This window comes from Paeniglutamicibacter psychrophenolicus, from assembly GCF_017876575.1.
Classification (GTDB): domain Bacteria; phylum Actinomycetota; class Actinomycetes; order Actinomycetales; family Micrococcaceae; genus Paeniglutamicibacter; species Paeniglutamicibacter psychrophenolicus.
The window spans coordinates 1,799,651-1,816,485 of sequence record NZ_JAGIOE010000001.1; the positions used below are offsets into that span (position 1 = coordinate 1,799,651).

Below are 16,835 nucleotides of genomic sequence, written 5' to 3' on the forward strand. Positions count from 1 at the left end.
GCCTACGCGGATGCGCGTGGGCCCCGAACCGGGATCAGCAACAGCAGCCCCAACAGCAGCACCACCAGGATGCCCAGGATGCCGTAGCGCTGGGCCTGCGCCACGTGCGGGGCAGCCAACGCGATGGAGGCGGCAAAGAGCGCCGGGGCCAGGAAGCTGACGGCGCGGCCGGTGGTGGCATAGAGCCCGAACAGCTCGCCCTCCTGCCCGGCCGGGGCCAGCCGGGCCAGGAAGGCGCGGCTGGAGGCCTGGGCGGGACCGACGAACAGGCACAGCAGCAACCCGAAGATCCAGAAGCCCGAGGCATCGGGGGAGAAGAACACCCCTAGGCCGGCGACCAACAACCCGATGAGCGAAATGACGATGACCCGCTTGGGGCCGATCCTGTCATCGAGCATGCCACCGACCATGGCCCCGGCCGCGGCGACCACGTTGCCGACGATCGCGAAGATGATCACCTGCTGCAGCGGGAAGTCGAAGGTGCCCGCGGCGATGATCCCGCCGAAGGTGAACACCGCAGCCAGCCCGTCGCGGAAGACCGCACTGGCGAACAGGAAGTAGACCGTGTGGCGATCCGCACGGGCCAGGGCCACGACCCGGCGCCACAATTCCTGGTAGGACTGCACGATGGTGAAGCGCGGGCCCCCGGGCTCCCCGGGGATCTCGGGCACCGCAAAGAGCACCGGCAGGCCGAAGCCCATGAACCACACGGCGGAGAACACCGCGACCAGTCGCAGGTTAAGCGAGTTGGCATCGGATGCCCCGGCCCAGTCGAAGAGCGGGGTCACCAGGGTGAACAGCACGATCGCCAGGGCCAGGATGCCGCCGAGGTAGCCCATGCCCCAGCCGAAGCCGGAGACCTTGCCAATGGTGGAAGGGGTCGAAATCTGCGGCAGCATCGCGTTGTAGTTCACCGCGGCGAACTCCGAGAAGACCGAGGCCAACGCAATCAGGGTCACCCCGAGGATGAGGAAGCGCGGTTCGGGGAAAACGAAGAAGCAGGCGGCCGTGAGAAGGGCCACGATCACGGTGTTCACGCCCAGCCAGAAACGCCTCCGGCCCCCGGCATCCGAGCGCAGCCCGGTGACCGGGGCCAGCAGCGCAATGGCCACCCCGGCGATGGCCAGTCCGTTGCCCAGGACCACCGAATTGGCGTCCTTGTTGCCGAAAAGGTCGCTGGTCAGGTACACGGTGAAGACGAAGGTCGTCATCACCGCGTTGATCGCGGCGGAACCCCAATCCCAGGATGCCCATGCCAAGACGGGTTTGGTGATTATTTTCCGCCGGTCGGTCGATGCCGAGGGTGCCGCAGGAAACTCGCTCATGGGTGCATAGTAACTCGCCGACACAAACAACGGGGGATCACCGGCCAATTTCGTGTTCGTTTCGGAGAAATATTCTTTGCAATTGGGGTCTTTAACAATCAGGAAACGTGTATTATTCCTCAAAATTTCATCAGCTGAATCCCGTGCCAAACAACGGTTCAACACCGGCCGGCTGTTAGGCTGGGAGCTGCCCTTTTGACCGTTTTTTGCCAGGGCACTGGCCTGCCGACCATGGGAGATAAGTGTGCTCCTAGTCCTGATTGCGCTTTTTGTTGTTGCGGCAATTGCACCATTGATTTTTAGACTGCTAGGCCGTTCAACCTTTTATGTTTTGGCGGCGGTTCCCGCCGTGGCCTTCGCCTGGCTCGTGGCCAACTTCCCCTCGTTCCTGGGTGCCGAGCAGGCCGCCGCGAGCGGCGAGCCAAACGCACCGCCCTCCGAGCTATACAGCTGGATCGGCCCGCTGAACGCCCATCTCGATTTCCGGATGGATGCCCTGGCCGCGGTGTTGTGCCTGCTGGTGCTCGGGGTCGGTTCCCTGGTGCTGTTTTACTGCGCGCGCTACTTCAAGAACGAGGACCCGCACACCGGGGCCTTCGGCGCCCAATTGCTGGCCTTTGCCGCCTCGATGTTCGGCCTGGTCACCGCCGACGACATGATCATGCTCTTCATCTTCTGGGAGCTGACCACGATCCTGTCCTTCCTGCTGATCGGGTTCAACCGCACCAGGATGAGCGCACGGCGTTCGGCCCTGACCGCACTGATGGTCACCACCTTTGGCGGCCTGACGATGCTCGCCGGACTGGTCATGCTCGGCAACGCGGCCGGCACGTACCGCATCTCCGAGATCCTGGCCATGGCTCCGGAGCTCACCGCACTGGGCACCTACATCGACGTGGCCATCGCCCTGGTGCTCATCGGCGCGATCTCGAAGTCCGCGTTGGTCCCCTTCCACTTCTGGCTTCCCGGCGCCATGGCGGCCCCCACCCCGGTCTCGGCGTACCTGCACGCGGCGGCCATGGTCAAGGCCGGCATCTACCTGGTGGCACGGCTGGCCCCGGGCTTCAACGAAACCGCTTTCTGGCAGCCCATGCTGCTTTGGCTGGGACTGGCGACATTGCTGATCGGCGGCTGGCGCGCGCTGAAGCAACACGACCTCAAGCTGCTGCTGGCCTACGGCACGGTCTCCCAGCTGGGCTTCCTGATCCTGGTCATGGGCATGGGAAACCCCAACGCGGCGCTCGCGGGCCTGGCCATGATGCTGGCCCACGGCTTCTTCAAGGCAACGCTCTTCCTGGTCGTGGGAATCATTGACCACAAGTCCGGAACCCGCGACCTGCACCAACTCTCCGGGCTCTACCGGTCCTCGCCGGTCCTCTTTGCCGTCGCTGCCATAGCCGCGGCCTCGATGGCAGGGTTCCCGCCGCTCTACGGCTTCGTGGCCAAGGAAGCGGTCTACGAGGCGCTGCTCGAGCACGCCCAGGGCAATGGCGCCGCGGGCGTGGTGCTGCTGGTGGGCGTCCTGCTCGGAGCCGTGATGACCTTCGCCTACGCCGCACGTTTCCTCTGGGGCGGCTTCGCCTCCAAGAAGGACATGGAACCCACCGCGTTCCCGCGCGTCCCGGCGCTTTTCCTGGCCCCGCTGCTGGTCCTCACCGGCGCCACGGTCGTGTTCGCCTGGATCCCGCACGTGCTCGAGGACGCGATCGCCCCCTACCTGGGCCTGTTCGAATCCACCGAGAGCCCCATCCACCTGGGCCTCTGGCACGGGTTCACCCCCGCGCTGGGGCTGAGCATCCTGACCATGGTCACGGGCACCGCGCTCTTCCTTGCCCGGGAGCGGACCTTCCACCTCCAGTCCCGGGTCCCGGCGCTGCTGGATGCCGAACGCGACTACAAGCACCTGGTCACCGGCGTGGACAACCTGGCCATCTGGCTCACCGGACGCACCCAGCGCGGTTCTCTGTCCTTCTACCTCGTGGTGATCCTCATCGTGGCGCTGCTGCTGCCGGCCGGCACCGCGATCTGGCTCAGCACCCCGGCACCGGGAAACTTCATCGCCTTCGACCACCCCGCCCAGCTGGTCATCGGGCTCATCATGATCCTCGGCGCCCTGGGCGCGCTGCAGGCCAACCGCCGCTTCCTGGCGGTGCTGATGGTCTCGGTCAGCGGCTACGGCATGGCCGCGATCTTCGCGCTGCAGGGAGCGCCGGATTTGGCCGTGACCCAGCTCTTGGTCGAAACCATCGTGCTGGTCGCCTTCGTGCTGGCGCTGCGCGCATTGCCGGTGGAACTGTGGGCCAAGAACCCTACCGGGCACCGGCTGGGCCGGGCGCTGATCGGCATCGGATTCGGCGCCTCCATGATCTACATCGCCGCGACCTCGATGGCCTCGCGCGTCGCGGAACCGATCTCCCTGGCCTACCCGGAGCTGGCCTACACCGGCGGGGCGGGCAAGAACATCGTCAACGTCACCTTGGTGGACATGCGCGCCTGGGACACCTTCGGGGAAATCACGGTGCTGGCCGCGGCCGCCACCGGCGTGGCCTCGCTGATCTTCGTGCGCGGGCGCGGGGACAAGCGGGTGCGCGCCTCGAACGTGCCGCGCGGATCGGTCGACCACGGCTCCGAGGCCATCGGCGGGGCCAGCCCCAGCCGCGCCGGGCTGGCCGTGGCCAGGACCTTTGCGATCTCCAAGAAGGATTCCTGGTTGGTTGCCGGGCACACGCTGGCCCCCGAGCGCCGCTCGATCACCTTCGAGGTGGTCACCCGGCTGCTCTTCCACACCATCCTGCTGGCCTCGGTGTACCTGCTGCTGGCCGGCCACAACACCCCCGGCGGCGGCTTTGCCGGCGGGCTGCTGGCCGGGTTGGCCCTGACCATTCGCTACCTGGCCGGCGGCCGGGTGGAACTGGCCGAGGCCACCCCGGTGAGCCCTGGCACGCTGATGGGCACCGGGCTGGGCCTGGCGGCCCTTACCGCCGCGGCGCCGCTGCTCCTGGGCGCCCAGATGTTCACCTCCGCGGCCATCGAATTCACCTGGCCGATCTTCGGGGAACAGAAGTTCGTGACCTCCACGGTCTTCGACATCGGGGTGTACCTGGTGGTGGTCGGGCTGGTCATCGACGTGCTGCGCTCCCTGGGCTCGGAGATCGATGACCGTTCCGAGGGCCGCAGCCCCACCGACACACATGACATGGTTTCCGACGCGGATACGGGAGTTGGACGATGAGCACCAATATCACCTTGCTCATCGTGATGGGCGTGCTCTTCGCGGTGGGCATCTACCTTTTGCTGGAGCGCTCGCTGACCCGGGTGCTGCTGGGCATCGTGCTGCTGGGCAACGGGGTGAACCTGTTGATCCTCACCGCCGGCGGACGACGCGGGCAGGCGCCGCTGTACCAGGACGGGCTGGCCGCGGCGGCCTACACCGACCCGCTGCCGCAGGCGCTGATCCTCACGGCCATCGTGATCACCTTCGCGGTGACGGCGTTCATGCTGGGCATCATCTACCGCTCCTGGGTCATCTCCCGGGCCGACGTGGTCGCCGACGACGACGAGGACCTTCGCGTCTCGCAGCAGTCGACCTTCGACTTCGAGGAAGACTCCCCGGTCCCCGAGGACACCACCGAATTCGAGGGCGAGGACTCCGAGCCCGCAGGGAACCACCCAGAGAAGGGGCCGCGCGCATGATCGATGCACCACTGACCGCCGTTTCATTTGCCCCGCTGGCCGTGGCCCTGCCGATCTTCGGTGCCGCGCTGGCCTTTATCCTGCGCCGCAAGCGCCGCACCCAGCGACTGGTGACCATCGGGGTGCTGGTCATCACGCTGTGCCTCGAGGCCTGGATGCTGGCCACGGTCTGGGGCGGGGGGACCTACTCGGTGACCCTCGGCGGCTGGGCGCCGCCGTTTGGCATCTCCATGGTCGTGGACGGGTTCTCGGCCTTCATGCTGGTGGTCTCCTCCATCGTTTCCCTGGCCGTGCTGCTCTACGCCACCAGCCAGGGCATGGCCGACGGGGACGAGGACGGGCCCGTCTCGATCTTCCACCCCGCCTACCTGATCCTGGTTGCCGGGGTCTCCAACGCCTTTTTGGCCGGGGACCTGTTCAACCTCTACGTGGGCTTCGAGATCCTGCTGACGGCCTCCTACGTGCTGCTGACCCTGGGCGGGACCACCGCGCGGATCCGCGCCGGCACCACCTACGTGGTGGTCTCTGTCGCCTCCTCGATTCTCTTCCTGATCGCCATCGGCATGATCTATGCGGCCGCCGGCACCGTGAACATGGCCGACCTTGCGGTGAAGCTGCCGGACATCTCCGAAGGCACCCAGACCGTGCTGCACGTGATGCTGCTGGTCGCCTTCGGGATCAAGGCAGCGGTCTTCCCGCTGTCCTTCTGGCTCCCGGACTCCTATCCGACCGCCCCGGCCCCGGTGACCGCGGTGTTCGCCGGGCTGCTGACCAAGGTCGGGGTCTACGCGATCATCCGCACCGAGACGCTGCTCTTCCCCGGGAACCGGCTCTCCGAACCGCTGATGGTCGTCGCCGGACTGACCATGCTGGTGGGCATCCTGGGCGCCGTGGCGCAGACCGACATCAAGCGCATGCTCTCCTTCACGCTCACCAGCCACATCGGCTTCTTGATCTTCGGGGTGGCCGTGGGCAACCAGTTGGGGCTGGGGGCCACCGTCTACTACGTGGCCCACCACATCGTGGTGCAGACCTCGCTCTTCCTGGTCGCCGGGCTCATCGAGCGCCGGGCCGGGACCTCGAACATCGAGCGGCTCGGCTCGCTGGCCAAGCTCTCCCCGCTGCTGTCCCTGCTCTTCTTCATCCCGGCGATGAACCTGGGCGGCATCCCGCCGTTCTCCGGCTTCCTGGGCAAGCTCGGGCTGGTGCAGGGCGGCGCCGAACTGGGTTCGCCCGTGGCCTGGGTGCTGGTGGGAGTCTCCCTGTTGACCTCGCTGCTGACACTGCTGGCGATCGCGCGCGTGTGGAACAGGGCGTTCTGGCGCAAGGCCGAGGACGCCACGGAACCGGATCCGCTGCTGCTGGTGGGCGTGGAAGCCGCACGCGGGGCGACCTACGACATCGTGGCCGACGAGCCGGCCAGCCGCTATTCGGACCGCGGCAACACGGCGCTGCTGCCCAACGGCATGCTGGCCATGACCGCGGCCCTGGTGCTGGTGGGCGTGGCGCTGACCGTGTTCGCCGGGCCGCTGTTCGAATTCAGCGACCAGGTCGCCGGCCAGCTGCTGGACCGGAACAACTACATCGAGGCGGTCCTCGGAACCGGGCAGGGGGTACGGTAAATGACCAAGGAACAACGGCTGAAAGACGCCACCGACGAGTCCGGGGCACGCCAGCGCGCCACCCTGCGCCAGGAGCTGCCGCTGCTGGCGGGCATGATGCTGGTCTGGGGTGCGCTCTGGCAGGACTTCGCCATCGGCAACCTCGTCTTCGGGCTGCTGATCTCGCTGGTGCTGGTGCGGGTCTTCCGGCTGCCGCCGGTGATCCTGTCCGGGCGCTTCAATGCTTGGCGCGCCGCGGTGTTCGCCGGGGCGTTCCTGCGGGATGTGACCCTGGCCAGCTTCGAGGTCCTGTACCTGGCGGTGTTCCGCGGCCCGCGCACCACAAGCGCGATCATCACCGTCACGCTGCGCACCGAATCGGACTTGCTGGTCACCTTCGTGGGCCACGTGCTGACGCTGGTCCCCGGCTCGTACGTCGTGGAGGTGGACCGGCGGACCTCGACCCTGTACCTGCACGTGCTCAACGTCAACGACGAATCCGGGGTGGAGAAGGCCCGGGCCTCGGTGATGATGATCGAGGAACGGTTGATCCGCATGATGGGAACCAAGGAAGAACTGGCCGGGTTGAATGCCGAGAAGTCGGCCCCGGGCAAGGAACACGGAGAGACACCATGAACATCGTCCTGTGGATCTGCGGAATCACGCTCTCGATCGCCGGTGCCCTGGCCATGGTCAGGCTGGCCAAGGGGCCCTCGATCCTTGAACGCGTCATCGCCACCGACGTGTTGCTGCTGATCGTCTCCGCGGCGCTGTGCGTCGACATGACCATCAACAAGCACACCGACAACCTCGTCTTCGTGCTGCTGGCATGCCTGGTCGGGTTCGTCGGCTCGGTGACGGTCTCGCGCTTCGTCACGGACCGGAGGAACGCCTGATGCTTGACACCGTCATCGACATCGTGGCCGGGACGTTCATGATCGTCGGCTGCCTGATGTCCCTGGCCGCGGGCATCGGCATGCTGCGCTTCCCGGATCTGCTCTCGCGCCTGCACGCGGCAACCAAGCCGCAGGTGCTGGGGCTGTTCCTGCTGCTGGCCGCGCTCGGGCTTGAACTGCGCTCCTGGGTCGTGCTGCCGGTCCTGGCCCTGGCCTGGCTGCTGCAGTTGCTCACCGCCCCGGTCTCGGCGCACATGGTGGGACGGGCCGGCTACCGGACCCGGCACCTGAAGCGCGAGACCCTCATCGCGGACGAACTGGCCGCGGTGGTCGAGGCCGCCGAGCAGCGCGAGGAGGCCGAGCACGGCCAGAACGGCAACCGGGACCGCGCCGACTTCATCGACTAGTTCATCGACATCGACCGGGTCGTCCCTCATTCGGTCGGGGCAGCCAACAGGCGCCGGGCACACCCAAGTGATCCGGCCGAACGCATCCGGCCGGCACCCCGTGTGCGGAAGCTCAGGCCTTCTTGGAGAACTTCGCGATGGCCCGCTGCGTGCCGCGGTCGGTGAGCACCTGGATCAACGCGGCGGTGACGGCCGACAGCACGGCGAACCCGATGGCCTGGCGCATCGTCGCCTCGGCCTGGGCCTCCTTGTTGCCGTGCTTGGGCGGCTGCTGGCCGGTGAAACCGATCCAGGCCTTGTCGACGATCTTCCCTCCCAGGAAACCCGCGGCGATGGAAATTGCTGGACCGATCAGTTTCATCAGGCTGTTCATGGGGACTCCCAAATATTGCGGCAAAGGTACTTGGCCCAGCCTAGCTGAGGTAGCATCATAGAACTGAAACAATCACGACAGGGGAGCGTCGTGCGGGGCAACCCGCACCTAGGCGCTGAGAGTGCGGATAACCGCAGACCCTCGAACCTGCCCCGGCTAGTACCGGCGAAGGAAGTCGAGTTCTCAGGGGTGCGCGCGGAAGCGGAATATGCGCGCATTCCCTCCCCTCCTTGAATCCAAGGAGGATCAACACCATGGGTATCACCCACCAGCCCGCCGGGCACAAAACGGCAACCACATCCTGGCGCGTCGTCGACATCGTCATCGCGGCCGTCATCGCCGTGTCCTCGGGCGTCATCTTCTGGGCGTGGAACAGCACCCACCACCTGCTCGACGTCCTCTTCCTGGCCTTCCCGCCCTCGGCCGCACTGGTCTCGGGCATGTGGCTCTTCCCCGCGGTGCTCGGCGCACTGATCATCCGCAAGCCCGGCGCGGCGCTCTTCTGCGAACTGGTCGCCGCGATGGTCTCCGCGCTCATGGGCTCGGAATTCGGGCTGACGGTCCTGGCCTCGGGCCTGATCCAGGGCCTGGGCGCCGAAGCGGTCTTCGCCGCGTTCCGCTACCGCACCTTCAACCTGCCCGTGGCGCTGCTGGCCGGCGCCGGGGCAGGACTCTTCGGAAGCATCAACGACACCTTCATCTTCCGCTGGTTCCCCGAATACACCACCGGAATGCTCTTGGCCTACATCGGGTTCATGACCATCTCGGGCATCGTCATTGCCGGGCTGCTCTCCTTCCTGGGAACCCGTGCCCTGGCCAAGACCGGCGCACTGGGAGCGCTTGCCAGCCGCAAGGCAGCCACCGAACCCATCCTCGGCTGATGGGCACGGGCATCACCATGTCTTCAGCCTCGATGCTGCATCGCGAAAACGACAGCGCAGCCACGCTGCAACACCGCAGCGACGCGGTGTCCGTCAGCGTCAGGAACTGGGCGTGGCGGCACGCCGGACGCGCCCACGCAGCGCTCTCTGGCCTGGACCTGGAGATCCGGGCCGGGGAACGCGTGTTGCTGGCCGGGCCCTCGGGCGCCGGGAAATCCACGCTGCTCTACGCGCTGGCCGGGGTCCTGGACGAGGACGACGAAACCTATTCCTCCGGCGAACTGCTGCTGGACGGGGCTCCTGCGGCCCAGGGCCGCGGACTGGTCGGGCTCATGCAGCAGGACCCCGAGACCCAGGTCGTCCAGGCCCGGGTCGGGGACGATGTGGCCTTCGGCGCGGAGAACCTTTCGGTGCCGCCCGCGCAGATCCGGCAACGGATTGTCGATGCACTCGACGCCGTGGGACTCGATGTCCCGCAGGACCACCCCACCTCCGCGCTTTCGGGCGGGCAAAAGCAGCGCCTGGCCCTGGCCGGGATCCTGGCCATGGGCCCGGGGCTGGTGTTGCTGGACGAGCCCACGGCAAACCTGGACCCGGACGGGGTGCTGGAGGTCCGCGACGCGGTGCTGGCCGCACTGGATTCCACCGGCGCGACCCTGCTGATCGTCGAACACCGGCTCGAGGCGTGGGCGGCGCACATGGACCGGGTCATCGTGCTGGAACCGGGCGGCGGCATCGCCCATGACGGCACCCCCGCCGAGCTCTTTGCCCCGGGCCCGGTCCGCGAGAAACTGATTGCCGCAGGGGTCTGGGTGCCCGGGTACACCCCGGCGTTCGATCCGTTGCCTGCCCCCGAACAGCCCGGTGCGTTGCTGCTGGAGGCCACGGACCTTGCAGTCACGCGCAAGCGCGGCGCCAAGCCGGCCGCTTCCGGCCTGGCCCTGCGCCTGGGTGCGGGCGAGGCCTGGTGCGTACGCGGGGCCAACGGCTCGGGCAAGTCGACCTTCGCCCTGACCCTTGGCGGACTGCTGCCGGTCGGATCCGGCACGGTGCTGGCCACCGGGGAACTGGCGTCCGGCACCGAGGCACGGCCCTACCACTGGCGCGCCACCGAATTGGTGGGACGGATCGGCTCGGTCTTCCAGGAGCCCGAGCACCAATTCGTCACCAACACCGTGGCCGAGGAACTGGCCTACGGACCGCGGCACGCGGTCAAGCCGGGAACCCGGGAACCGCTGTTCACCGAGCAGGAGATCTCCTTGCGGGTCTCGTCGCTGCTGTCCCGGCTGCGGCTGGGACACCTGGCGGAGGCAAACCCCTTCACCCTCTCGGGCGGGGAAAAGCGCCGGCTCTCGGTCGCCACGGTGCTGGCCGCGGGCCCGCAGGTCCTCATCCTTGACGAGCCGACCTTCGGCCAGGACGCCAACACCTGGCGCGAACTGGCCCTGCTGCTGCGCGAGGAACTGGCCCGCGGAACCGCGATCATCGCTGTGACGCACGACGCCGACTTCGCCCGCGCCCTGGGCGCGCACGAATTCGTGCTGGCGTCCCCGGCCACCGCTGAGGGCACCGCCCCCGTCGCCGCACGGCCCGGGTTGCTCGAGGCCGATGTGCGCGGGGGGACAAGCTTCCTGGGCCGGGCCAACCCGCTGGCCAAGCTGGCCGCCGTCGCGCTGGCCACGATCCCGCTGGTCGCGTCCATGGACTGGGTCAGCAGCGGGATCGTGGTGGCCGCGACGATCCTGGCGCTGCCGCTGGCCGGGCTGTCGATCCCGCGCTTCCTGGCCCGCGGCTGGCCGCTGCTGCTCGCCGCGATCTTCGGGGCCTGGGGCACCGCGCTGGTGGGCAACGACTCCGGGGCGGTGCTGCTGGATCTTGGCCTCTTCACCATCACCGAGGGCTCGCTCGCCGCCGGTGCGGCCACCGGGATGCGCGCCTTTGCGGTGGCGATCCCGGCGGTGCTGGTGCTGTTCACCACCGATCCGACGGACCTGGCCAACGCGCTGGCGCAAAAGGCGCGGTTGCCGCACCGCTTTGTGCTCGGCGCGCTGGCGGGCATGCGGCTGCTGGGTCTGTTGATCGAGGAATGGACCACGCTGGGCATGGCCCGGCGGGCCCGGGGAGTGGGCAGCCGCGGCTCGGCCGCGGCCCGGCTGCGGGCGAACCTGGGGCAGGTCTTCGGGCTGCTGGTCCAGGCCATCCGGCGGGCCTCCCGGCTGGCGGTGACCATGGAGGCCAAGGGCTTCGGCACCGCCGAACGGACCTGGCTGCGGCCCTCGAGATACGGCCTGCGGGATGCGGGGATCGTTGCCGCCGGGCTGCTGCTGGGCACCGCCGCAACATGGGCATCGTTGGCCCTGGGCACCTGGAACCTGGTCTGGAGCTAGGGAGTGTCTCCCCATGGGGATTTCTCGATGTCCGCGCTCCGGATGGGCACGGCATGGAGCACTGAGGCCGGGCGGTAGGCCAGGGCGCGCAAGGCGCAGCGCGTCGCCATGCCGCGCCACTGCTTCAGGGCGTTAGAGCTGCGCTCCACTTTCGTTGCGCCGCTTGTAGGCTTCTTTGTCATGGTTCACCGGGCGGCCGCCTGCCGAGTCCTTGCGCTTGCGGTTGGCTTTCTGGTCGTCCTTTTTGGTGATCACGCACTGGATGCAGCGCTCGCGCAGGAGTTTCCTGTTGCCCCGGGATGATGAGGCCTTGTCGGCGATGGCCCGTTCGGCGCTTCTCCGGGTGGTTCAGGTCGCGGGGTTCTTGATGTTCAGGGCGTCCAAGAGGACTTGAACATCGGGGAGTCGCCGGCCTGCCCGCGTCCACCGACAACTCCCAGCCGATCCGGCCGCTGGCTTGGGGGTGGCCCAGCAGGGTCGCCAACACCGTGTTGCAGCTGCCGTCGGCGGCGTAGCGGCGGTGGCGCTTCCACACGGTCTTTCAGGACCCGAAGTGCTCGGGCAGGTCGCGTCAGGGGAGGCCGTCGCGGTAGCGGTGGACGATGCTCAACCACGAGTCGGTGGTCCGCGAACCGGCGCCCCGCCCGGCCCGTGGTATCGGGCATGAACGGGGCGATCGGCTCCCCTGGACATCGCAGAGGCGGGTGCAACGCGAATTCAGCCGATATCCATGCCGAACCACGCCAATCCGAATTGGATGAAGGTCCTATTACTCCCCGCAACCTGATTGAACACCATGGGTGGTCTGGCGTGCCGTGGCGCCGCCGTCACACCAGGCGCTGTTTTGCAGCAGCCACGAGAAGCCGTCGGTGGAAGCGTTGAGGTAGTTTCCGTTGGCGCCGGGCAGGCCCGCCCCAACTGAAGGGATGGATCCTGGGGTGCCGAAGCCCCAGGCAGCTTCCGGGACGCCGATGCTGGGCAGCCACACCCAGTTGCCAACGATGACGGGTGCGGTGCAGGTCATTCCGCAGGCAGCCGGCGGGCGGCTGACGTTGAGACAGTCGTCGGCCATGGCGGCCGTTGGGGCAAGGAGGGCCAGGGCGGCGGTTGCGCCGGCCACGGCCAGGAACCTTCTGAGCATGATGAACTCCGAACTTTGGGCCCGGTAAATGGATGCCCGGACCGTTTGTTGTTTCGAACCAGTACACGCAAAAGCGTTAACGGCGGCACAATGGTGTCGTCCGAATTTCACATCGATTCCCCAGCCTGGGTTCAGACTAGCCCTGCACGGTCAACGGCAGCAATAGCCGGTGACAGTGAATCTGGAACCGTCATGTTCAACGGATAACGTGTGGTCGCTCCGCGGCGCCCTCGGGTTGCCCTGCAGCGGTGATCCCGAGAATTGGGCTTTTCGCCACCGGCATCGTTGCTGCCATGTATCTGGGCACCGCACAGACCACCGCGGCGATCCCGGAACGGCTGGGGCACGGGGTGGTGTTCCCACCCGAACAGGCCCGCTGAGGCCAGATGCACGTGAATTCACCCGACAACCATGCCGAACCACGCCAACCGGAATTGGGGGACACTCCCCGGGCGCAGGACCCGCTTGTTTCCGCCATGTGCACCCCGGGGTTACCGGGTGAAGCCCAGGGACGCGATGGCCGGAAGGGTCCCGGCAGCAAGGTTCTGCAGCACGTAGCGTTCATGCTCCGGCATGGGCTCGGGCAGGTGGTCCAGGTCGAACCATTCCATGGCGGCGCACTTTTCCGGTTCCATGATGCGGGCCTCGCCCCGCCACACCGTGGTGGCGAAGAAGAAATCCACGCGCTGGGCACGCGGCGAATCGCCGCCATTGGTGCGGTGCAGGGTCGACAGCGGAACGAGGTCCGCCGGGTCCAGCAGGACCCCGGTCTCCTCGGCGGCCTCGCGCACCGCCGCGGCGAGCACCGATTCGCCCGCTTCCACGTGCCCGGCCGCGGCACAGGCCCAGTGCCCGTCCATGAACCCGGTGTTCTGCCGCAATTGCAGCAGCACCTGCGCGTCGCGGCGGAACACCACGTAGGCGGCCGGCACCACTTGGAACAGCTCTTGCACGATGGAACCTCGAATCCGTTGCTTCACCCCCCGGCAGCGGGGGATGGCCGATGGGCAGCTTATTGGATGGCGTCGACCATGGCCGTGAGCTCGGCATGCAGCTGCCCGTCGCGGGCGATGGCGGTGCCGTCGATGGAGTTCACCGGGGTGAGCAGGCGGACGCTGGAGACCAGCCACACACCCTCGGCATCCAGCAGGTTTTCCGGGGTCAGTGGCCCGTAGCCCAGTTCCCACCCGGCCTCTCGGGCGGCGGAGAAAATGGCGCCCTGGGTGGTTCCCGGCAGGATGCCGGTTTCCAGGGTCGGGGTGATCAACCGCTTGGTGTCCCCGTCGCGGTGCGCGATCAGCACCGTGGAGGTGGGGCCCTCCAGCACGATTCCGTCGCTTGAGGTGAAGATGACGTCATCGGCGCCCAACTTCTTGGCGTGGCGCAGTGCCGCCATGTTCACCGCGTAGGACAGGGTCTTGGCGCCCATCAACAGCCAGGGGGCGCGCTCGGCCACCCTGGAGTCGTAGCCGCGGTCCAGGAAGATCACCGAGATCCCGCTCTGGCGCTGTCGGCGACCCAGCTCGGGGGCGGGGGAGACCATGACCCAGGAGGTGCCGTGGCCGGTGCCCTCGGTGCCGCGGGTGGCCACGAGCTTCACCACCGCTTCCTCGGCCGGGGTTGCGGCATCGAATGCCGCCACGGCGGTGGCGATAGCCGCGCGCCACGCTTCCTCATGCGGAACCAGCAGGTCGCAGGTCGAGGCAGAGACGCGCAGCCGCGCCAGGTGGGCGTCGATCTTGCGCACGATCCCGTCGGTGTACAGCGCGGATTCGAAGATCCCGTCCCCGCGGGTCACTCCCTGGTCAAGGACCGAAAGCTGGGCGGTGGCGGCATCGGCGACGCGGCCGGCGGGAAAATCGGGATCGAGGAACACAAGAGCAGTCATGGATACCAGATTACCTCCGGGCACGCGGTTCCCCGGTGTTCCACGCACTGGCGGTAGTCTGGGACAAAGATCCGGAACCACACTCTGGCAAGGAGGGATCCATGAACGAGGGCAACGACGCGCTGACGATTGGCGCCGCCTTGTGGTCCGTGGCGGTGGGGATCGAGCTGACCATCCGCATCACCATGGTGGGCATCGTGCCCGGCAACCGCCGCCCCACCACCGCCATGGCCTGGCTGCTGGCGATCTTCTTCATCCCCGTGGTGGGCCTGCTGCTCTACCTGCTCTTTGCCAACATCAAGCTTTCGAGGCGCCGGATCGAACGGCAGAAAAACGTCAACGAATCGATCCTCGAAGCCACCCAGCACATGATCGGCGGAAACCGCTCGCCCGAGGCCCCGGACTGGGTGCTCTCGGCGGTCGAGCTGAACCGGACCCTGGGGGCGCTGCCGCTGCAGGCCGGGAACGCGGTGGAATTCATCACCGGGTACCGCGAATCCCTCGATGCGATGCGCCTGGAGATCGACAAGGCCCGACGCTACGTGCACGTGCAGTTCTACATCATCGGCGAGGACGATGTGTACGTCGGCCCGATTCTCGAGGCCCTGGAACACGCGGTCGCCCGCGGGGTCAAGGTGCGGGTGCTCTTCGACCACCTGGGCTCGCTGCGCGTGAAAGGCTACTTCGGGTTGATTCGGCGGATGAGTGCGGCCGGGATCAATTGGCGGCGGATGCTTCCGCTGGCACCCTTCCAGCGGCGATGGCGGCGCCCGGATCTGCGCAACCACCGCAAGATCGTGGTTGTGGACGGGCAGGTCGCCTTCACCGGTTCGCAGAACCTCATCGAGCCCGGATACAAGCGTGCATCCGCGCACAAGATCGGCCGCGAATGGGTCGAGCTGATGGCCAAGGTCCGCGGTCCGCTGGTGACCAGCCTGGACGTGGTCTTTGCCACCGACTGGTCGCAGGAATCCGACGAGGACCTGCTCCACGATCTGGCCGCGGTGGAGGATGCCATGCGCGAGGCACCCGACGCGGGTGAGGACATCGGCCAGCTGGTGCCCAGCGGGCCGGGCTTCGAGGCGGAGAACAACCTGCGGCTGTTCAACACGCTGATCTATTCGGCCACCGAACGGCTCTCGATCACCAGCCCCTACTTCGTCCCGGACGATTCGCTGCTCTATGCCATCACCACCGCCGCCCAGCGCGGGGTGGCGGTGGAATTGTTCGTCTGCGAGAAGGGCGACCAGGCCCTGGTGCAGCACGCCCAGCAGTCCTACTACGAGGCACTCCTGCGCGCCGGGGTGCGGATCTACCGGTACAAGGCGCCCACGGTGCTGCATTCAAAGTGCATGGCAGTGGACGACGAGGTGGTGGTCATGGGCTCCTCCAACATGGACATGCGCTCCTTCTCGCTGAACCTCGAGATCACCCTGATGCTCCTGGGCTCCGACCTGGTCAACGAGTTGATGAAGGTGCAGGACGGGTACCGGGCCAACTCCACCGAGCTGACCCTGGAGCAATGGTCCAAGCGCACCCCGGTGAGCCGCTGGATCGACAACGTCGCCCGGCTCTCGGCCACCTTGCAATAGGCTGAACCGCCACTCATTGTGGTGGCGACGCGGGGGCGGGCACGGCCGCGCGCAGGACCAGTTCGAGCACCGGTTCAGGGTCCGGCCCAAGTCCGCGGGCCAGGTGGTAGAGCAACATCCCCTCGTAGGCGGACATCAAGGCCATGGCGGCGACCTCCGGCTCCGCGGCCCCGAGCCGGCCCAGCAGCGGAACGATCATCCGCTCGAACCCGGCCCGTCCGCGGGAGACGGCGTCGCGGACCTCCGGGTGCCCGATGCCCTCGACGAACAGGGCGAAGCGGGCCGCGGTCAGTCCTTGTCCTGCCGTGGTGGCGGCGCGGAATTGCGCACAGAGGACCTCCAGCAGGCCCTGGGCGCTGTCGGGTGGCAGGGCCGCTGCCACCTCGGCGGCCTCGCGGGCCCCGAGTTCCTCCACGGCGCCGACCAGCAGGGCCGAGCGCGTGCGGAAGTAATTGGAGGCCGAGCCCCTGGGCAGCCCGGCTTGGGCATCGACGCGGGCATGGGTCAAAGCCCGGATCCCGCCGGTGCCCAGCAGCTCGAGGGCGGCCTGCAGCGCACGGGCCTTGGTAGGTGGCATGGGACCAGAATAGGTGCCCAAACCTTGTACTACAACCATAGTGACCGGATACTACAGACGTAGTATTTTTGTTT

16 protein-coding genes, 1 pseudogene and 1 riboswitch are annotated in these 16,835 nt (G+C 67.4%); of the genes and pseudogenes, 10 read left to right on the forward strand and 7 right to left on the reverse strand.

Annotated elements, in window-relative coordinates:
- Positions 1-2 precede the first annotated feature (2 nt).
- Complete coding sequence (locus JOF46_RS08025; protein WP_209906843.1) at positions 3-1,325, reverse strand: MFS transporter; 1,323 nt, start codon at positions 1,323-1,325, stop codon at positions 3-5.
- A gap of 244 nt (positions 1,326-1,569) precedes the next feature.
- Here JOF46_RS08025 and JOF46_RS08030 point away from each other — a divergent pair, with 244 nt between their 5' ends.
- From JOF46_RS08030 to mnhG, 6 genes are read left to right on the forward strand one after another with little or no spacing between them, the layout of a single operon-like run.
- Positions 1,570-4,557 carry a Na+/H+ antiporter subunit A gene (locus tag JOF46_RS08030; RefSeq protein WP_209906844.1) on the forward strand — a complete coding sequence of 996 codons (2,988 nt, stop codon included), beginning with the start codon at positions 1,570-1,572 and terminating at the stop codon, positions 4,555-4,557.
- Positions 4,554-5,018, forward strand: coding sequence for a Na(+)/H(+) antiporter subunit C (locus tag JOF46_RS08035; protein WP_209906845.1), 465 nt, complete (start codon positions 4,554-4,556; stop codon positions 5,016-5,018). The genes JOF46_RS08030 and JOF46_RS08035 overlap by 4 nt, the downstream gene beginning before the upstream one ends.
- Entirely contained in the window at positions 5,015-6,640 is a 1,626-nt protein-coding gene (locus JOF46_RS08040; RefSeq protein ID WP_245348051.1) for a Na+/H+ antiporter subunit D, read from the forward strand. The genes JOF46_RS08035 and JOF46_RS08040 overlap by 4 nt, the downstream gene beginning before the upstream one ends.
- Complete coding sequence (locus tag JOF46_RS08045; RefSeq protein ID WP_209906846.1) at positions 6,641-7,255, forward strand: Na+/H+ antiporter subunit E; 615 nt, start codon at positions 6,641-6,643, stop codon at positions 7,253-7,255.
- A complete protein-coding gene (locus JOF46_RS08050; RefSeq protein ID WP_209906847.1) occupies positions 7,252-7,515 on the forward strand; it encodes an MrpF/PhaF family protein in 264 nt (87 codons plus the stop codon). Before JOF46_RS08045 ends, JOF46_RS08050 begins: the two co-directional genes overlap by 4 nt.
- Entirely contained in the window at positions 7,515-7,922 is a 408-nt protein-coding gene (gene mnhG / locus JOF46_RS08055; RefSeq protein ID WP_209906848.1) for a monovalent cation/H(+) antiporter subunit G, read from the forward strand. The genes JOF46_RS08050 and mnhG overlap by 1 nt, the downstream gene beginning before the upstream one ends.
- A gap of 112 nt (positions 7,923-8,034) precedes the next feature.
- On the opposite strand, the gene JOF46_RS08060 is transcribed toward mnhG, so the two are convergent.
- Positions 8,035-8,295: a DUF4235 domain-containing protein gene (locus JOF46_RS08060; RefSeq protein WP_209906849.1), complete on the reverse strand. Its 261-nt coding sequence runs from the start codon at positions 8,293-8,295 to the stop codon at positions 8,035-8,037.
- Between the two features lie 69 nt (positions 8,296-8,364).
- A riboswitch (TPP riboswitch) is annotated at positions 8,365-8,486 on the forward strand.
- A 63-nt stretch (positions 8,487-8,549) separates the two neighbouring features.
- Between JOF46_RS08060 and JOF46_RS08065 the strand changes: the two genes are divergently transcribed.
- Together JOF46_RS08065 and JOF46_RS08070 are read left to right on the forward strand one after the other, a co-directional pair.
- Positions 8,550-9,176: an ECF transporter S component gene (locus JOF46_RS08065; protein ID WP_209906850.1), complete on the forward strand. Its 627-nt coding sequence runs from the start codon at positions 8,550-8,552 to the stop codon at positions 9,174-9,176.
- Positions 9,177-9,208: 32 nt separating this feature from the next.
- Positions 9,209-11,563: an ATP-binding cassette domain-containing protein gene (locus JOF46_RS08070; RefSeq protein WP_209911716.1), complete on the forward strand. Its 2,355-nt coding sequence runs from the start codon at positions 9,209-9,211 to the stop codon at positions 11,561-11,563.
- Positions 11,564-11,657: 94 nt separating this feature from the next.
- Here JOF46_RS08070 and JOF46_RS22850 read toward each other — a convergent pair.
- A pseudogene (locus JOF46_RS22850) lies at positions 11,658-11,881 on the reverse strand (IS5/IS1182 family transposase); the annotation flags it as partial.
- A gap of 451 nt (positions 11,882-12,332) precedes the next feature.
- Positions 12,333-12,704 carry a hypothetical protein gene (locus tag JOF46_RS08075; RefSeq protein ID WP_209906851.1) on the reverse strand — a complete coding sequence of 124 codons (372 nt, stop codon included), beginning with the start codon at positions 12,702-12,704 and terminating at the stop codon, positions 12,333-12,335.
- Between the two features lie 248 nt (positions 12,705-12,952).
- Between JOF46_RS08075 and JOF46_RS22550 the strand changes: the two genes are divergently transcribed.
- Positions 12,953-13,084, forward strand: coding sequence for a hypothetical protein (locus JOF46_RS22550; protein ID WP_281070210.1), 132 nt, complete (start codon positions 12,953-12,955; stop codon positions 13,082-13,084).
- Between the two features lie 111 nt (positions 13,085-13,195).
- Here the strand turns inward: JOF46_RS22550 and JOF46_RS08080 are convergent, their stop codons facing one another.
- Both JOF46_RS08080 and JOF46_RS08085 read right to left on the reverse strand, forming a co-directional pair.
- Positions 13,196-13,657 carry an NUDIX domain-containing protein gene (locus JOF46_RS08080; RefSeq protein ID WP_209906852.1) on the reverse strand — a complete coding sequence of 154 codons (462 nt, stop codon included), beginning with the start codon at positions 13,655-13,657 and terminating at the stop codon, positions 13,196-13,198.
- 59 nt (positions 13,658-13,716) lie between these two features.
- Positions 13,717-14,592, reverse strand: coding sequence for an aminodeoxychorismate lyase (locus JOF46_RS08085; RefSeq protein WP_209906853.1), 876 nt, complete (start codon positions 14,590-14,592; stop codon positions 13,717-13,719).
- A 101-nt stretch (positions 14,593-14,693) separates the two neighbouring features.
- Between JOF46_RS08085 and cls the strand changes: the two genes are divergently transcribed.
- Positions 14,694-16,184 (forward strand): cardiolipin synthase, encoded by a 1,491-nt coding sequence (gene cls, locus JOF46_RS08090; RefSeq protein WP_209906854.1) that lies wholly within the window; start codon positions 14,694-14,696, stop codon positions 16,182-16,184.
- 13 nt (positions 16,185-16,197) lie between these two features.
- On the opposite strand, the gene JOF46_RS08095 is transcribed toward cls, so the two are convergent.
- On the reverse strand, positions 16,198-16,761 hold the full coding sequence (locus tag JOF46_RS08095) for a TetR/AcrR family transcriptional regulator (RefSeq protein WP_209906855.1): 564 nt from the start codon (positions 16,759-16,761) through the stop codon (positions 16,198-16,200).
- Positions 16,762-16,835: the final 74 nt, after the last annotated feature.

Excerpts from the sequence above, each read along its gene's own strand:
- JOF46_RS08025 (WP_209906843.1), bottom strand. The coding sequence starts at position 1,325 with ATGAGCGAGTTTCCTGCGGCACCCTCGGCATCGACCGACCGGCGGAAA.
- JOF46_RS08035 (WP_209906845.1), top strand. The coding sequence starts at position 4,554 with ATGAGCACCAATATCACCTTGCTCATCGTGATGGGCGTGCTCTTCGCG.
- JOF46_RS08040 (WP_245348051.1), top strand. The coding sequence starts at position 5,015 with ATGATCGATGCACCACTGACCGCCGTTTCATTTGCCCCGCTGGCCGTG.
- JOF46_RS08045 (WP_209906846.1), top strand. The coding sequence starts at position 6,641 with ATGACCAAGGAACAACGGCTGAAAGACGCCACCGACGAGTCCGGGGCA.
- JOF46_RS08050 (WP_209906847.1), top strand. The coding sequence starts at position 7,252 with ATGAACATCGTCCTGTGGATCTGCGGAATCACGCTCTCGATCGCCGGT.
- mnhG (WP_209906848.1), top strand. The coding sequence starts at position 7,515 with ATGCTTGACACCGTCATCGACATCGTGGCCGGGACGTTCATGATCGTC.
- JOF46_RS08060 (WP_209906849.1), bottom strand. The coding sequence starts at position 8,295 with ATGAACAGCCTGATGAAACTGATCGGTCCAGCAATTTCCATCGCCGCG.
- JOF46_RS08065 (WP_209906850.1), top strand. The coding sequence starts at position 8,550 with ATGGGTATCACCCACCAGCCCGCCGGGCACAAAACGGCAACCACATCC.
- JOF46_RS08070 (WP_209911716.1), top strand. The coding sequence starts at position 9,209 with ATGCTGCATCGCGAAAACGACAGCGCAGCCACGCTGCAACACCGCAGC.
- JOF46_RS08075 (WP_209906851.1), bottom strand. The coding sequence starts at position 12,704 with ATGCTCAGAAGGTTCCTGGCCGTGGCCGGCGCAACCGCCGCCCTGGCC.
- JOF46_RS08085 (WP_209906853.1), bottom strand. The coding sequence starts at position 14,592 with ATGACTGCTCTTGTGTTCCTCGATCCCGATTTTCCCGCCGGCCGCGTC.
- cls (WP_209906854.1), top strand. The coding sequence starts at position 14,694 with ATGAACGAGGGCAACGACGCGCTGACGATTGGCGCCGCCTTGTGGTCC.
- JOF46_RS08095 (WP_209906855.1), bottom strand. The coding sequence starts at position 16,761 with ATGCCACCTACCAAGGCCCGTGCGCTGCAGGCCGCCCTCGAGCTGCTG.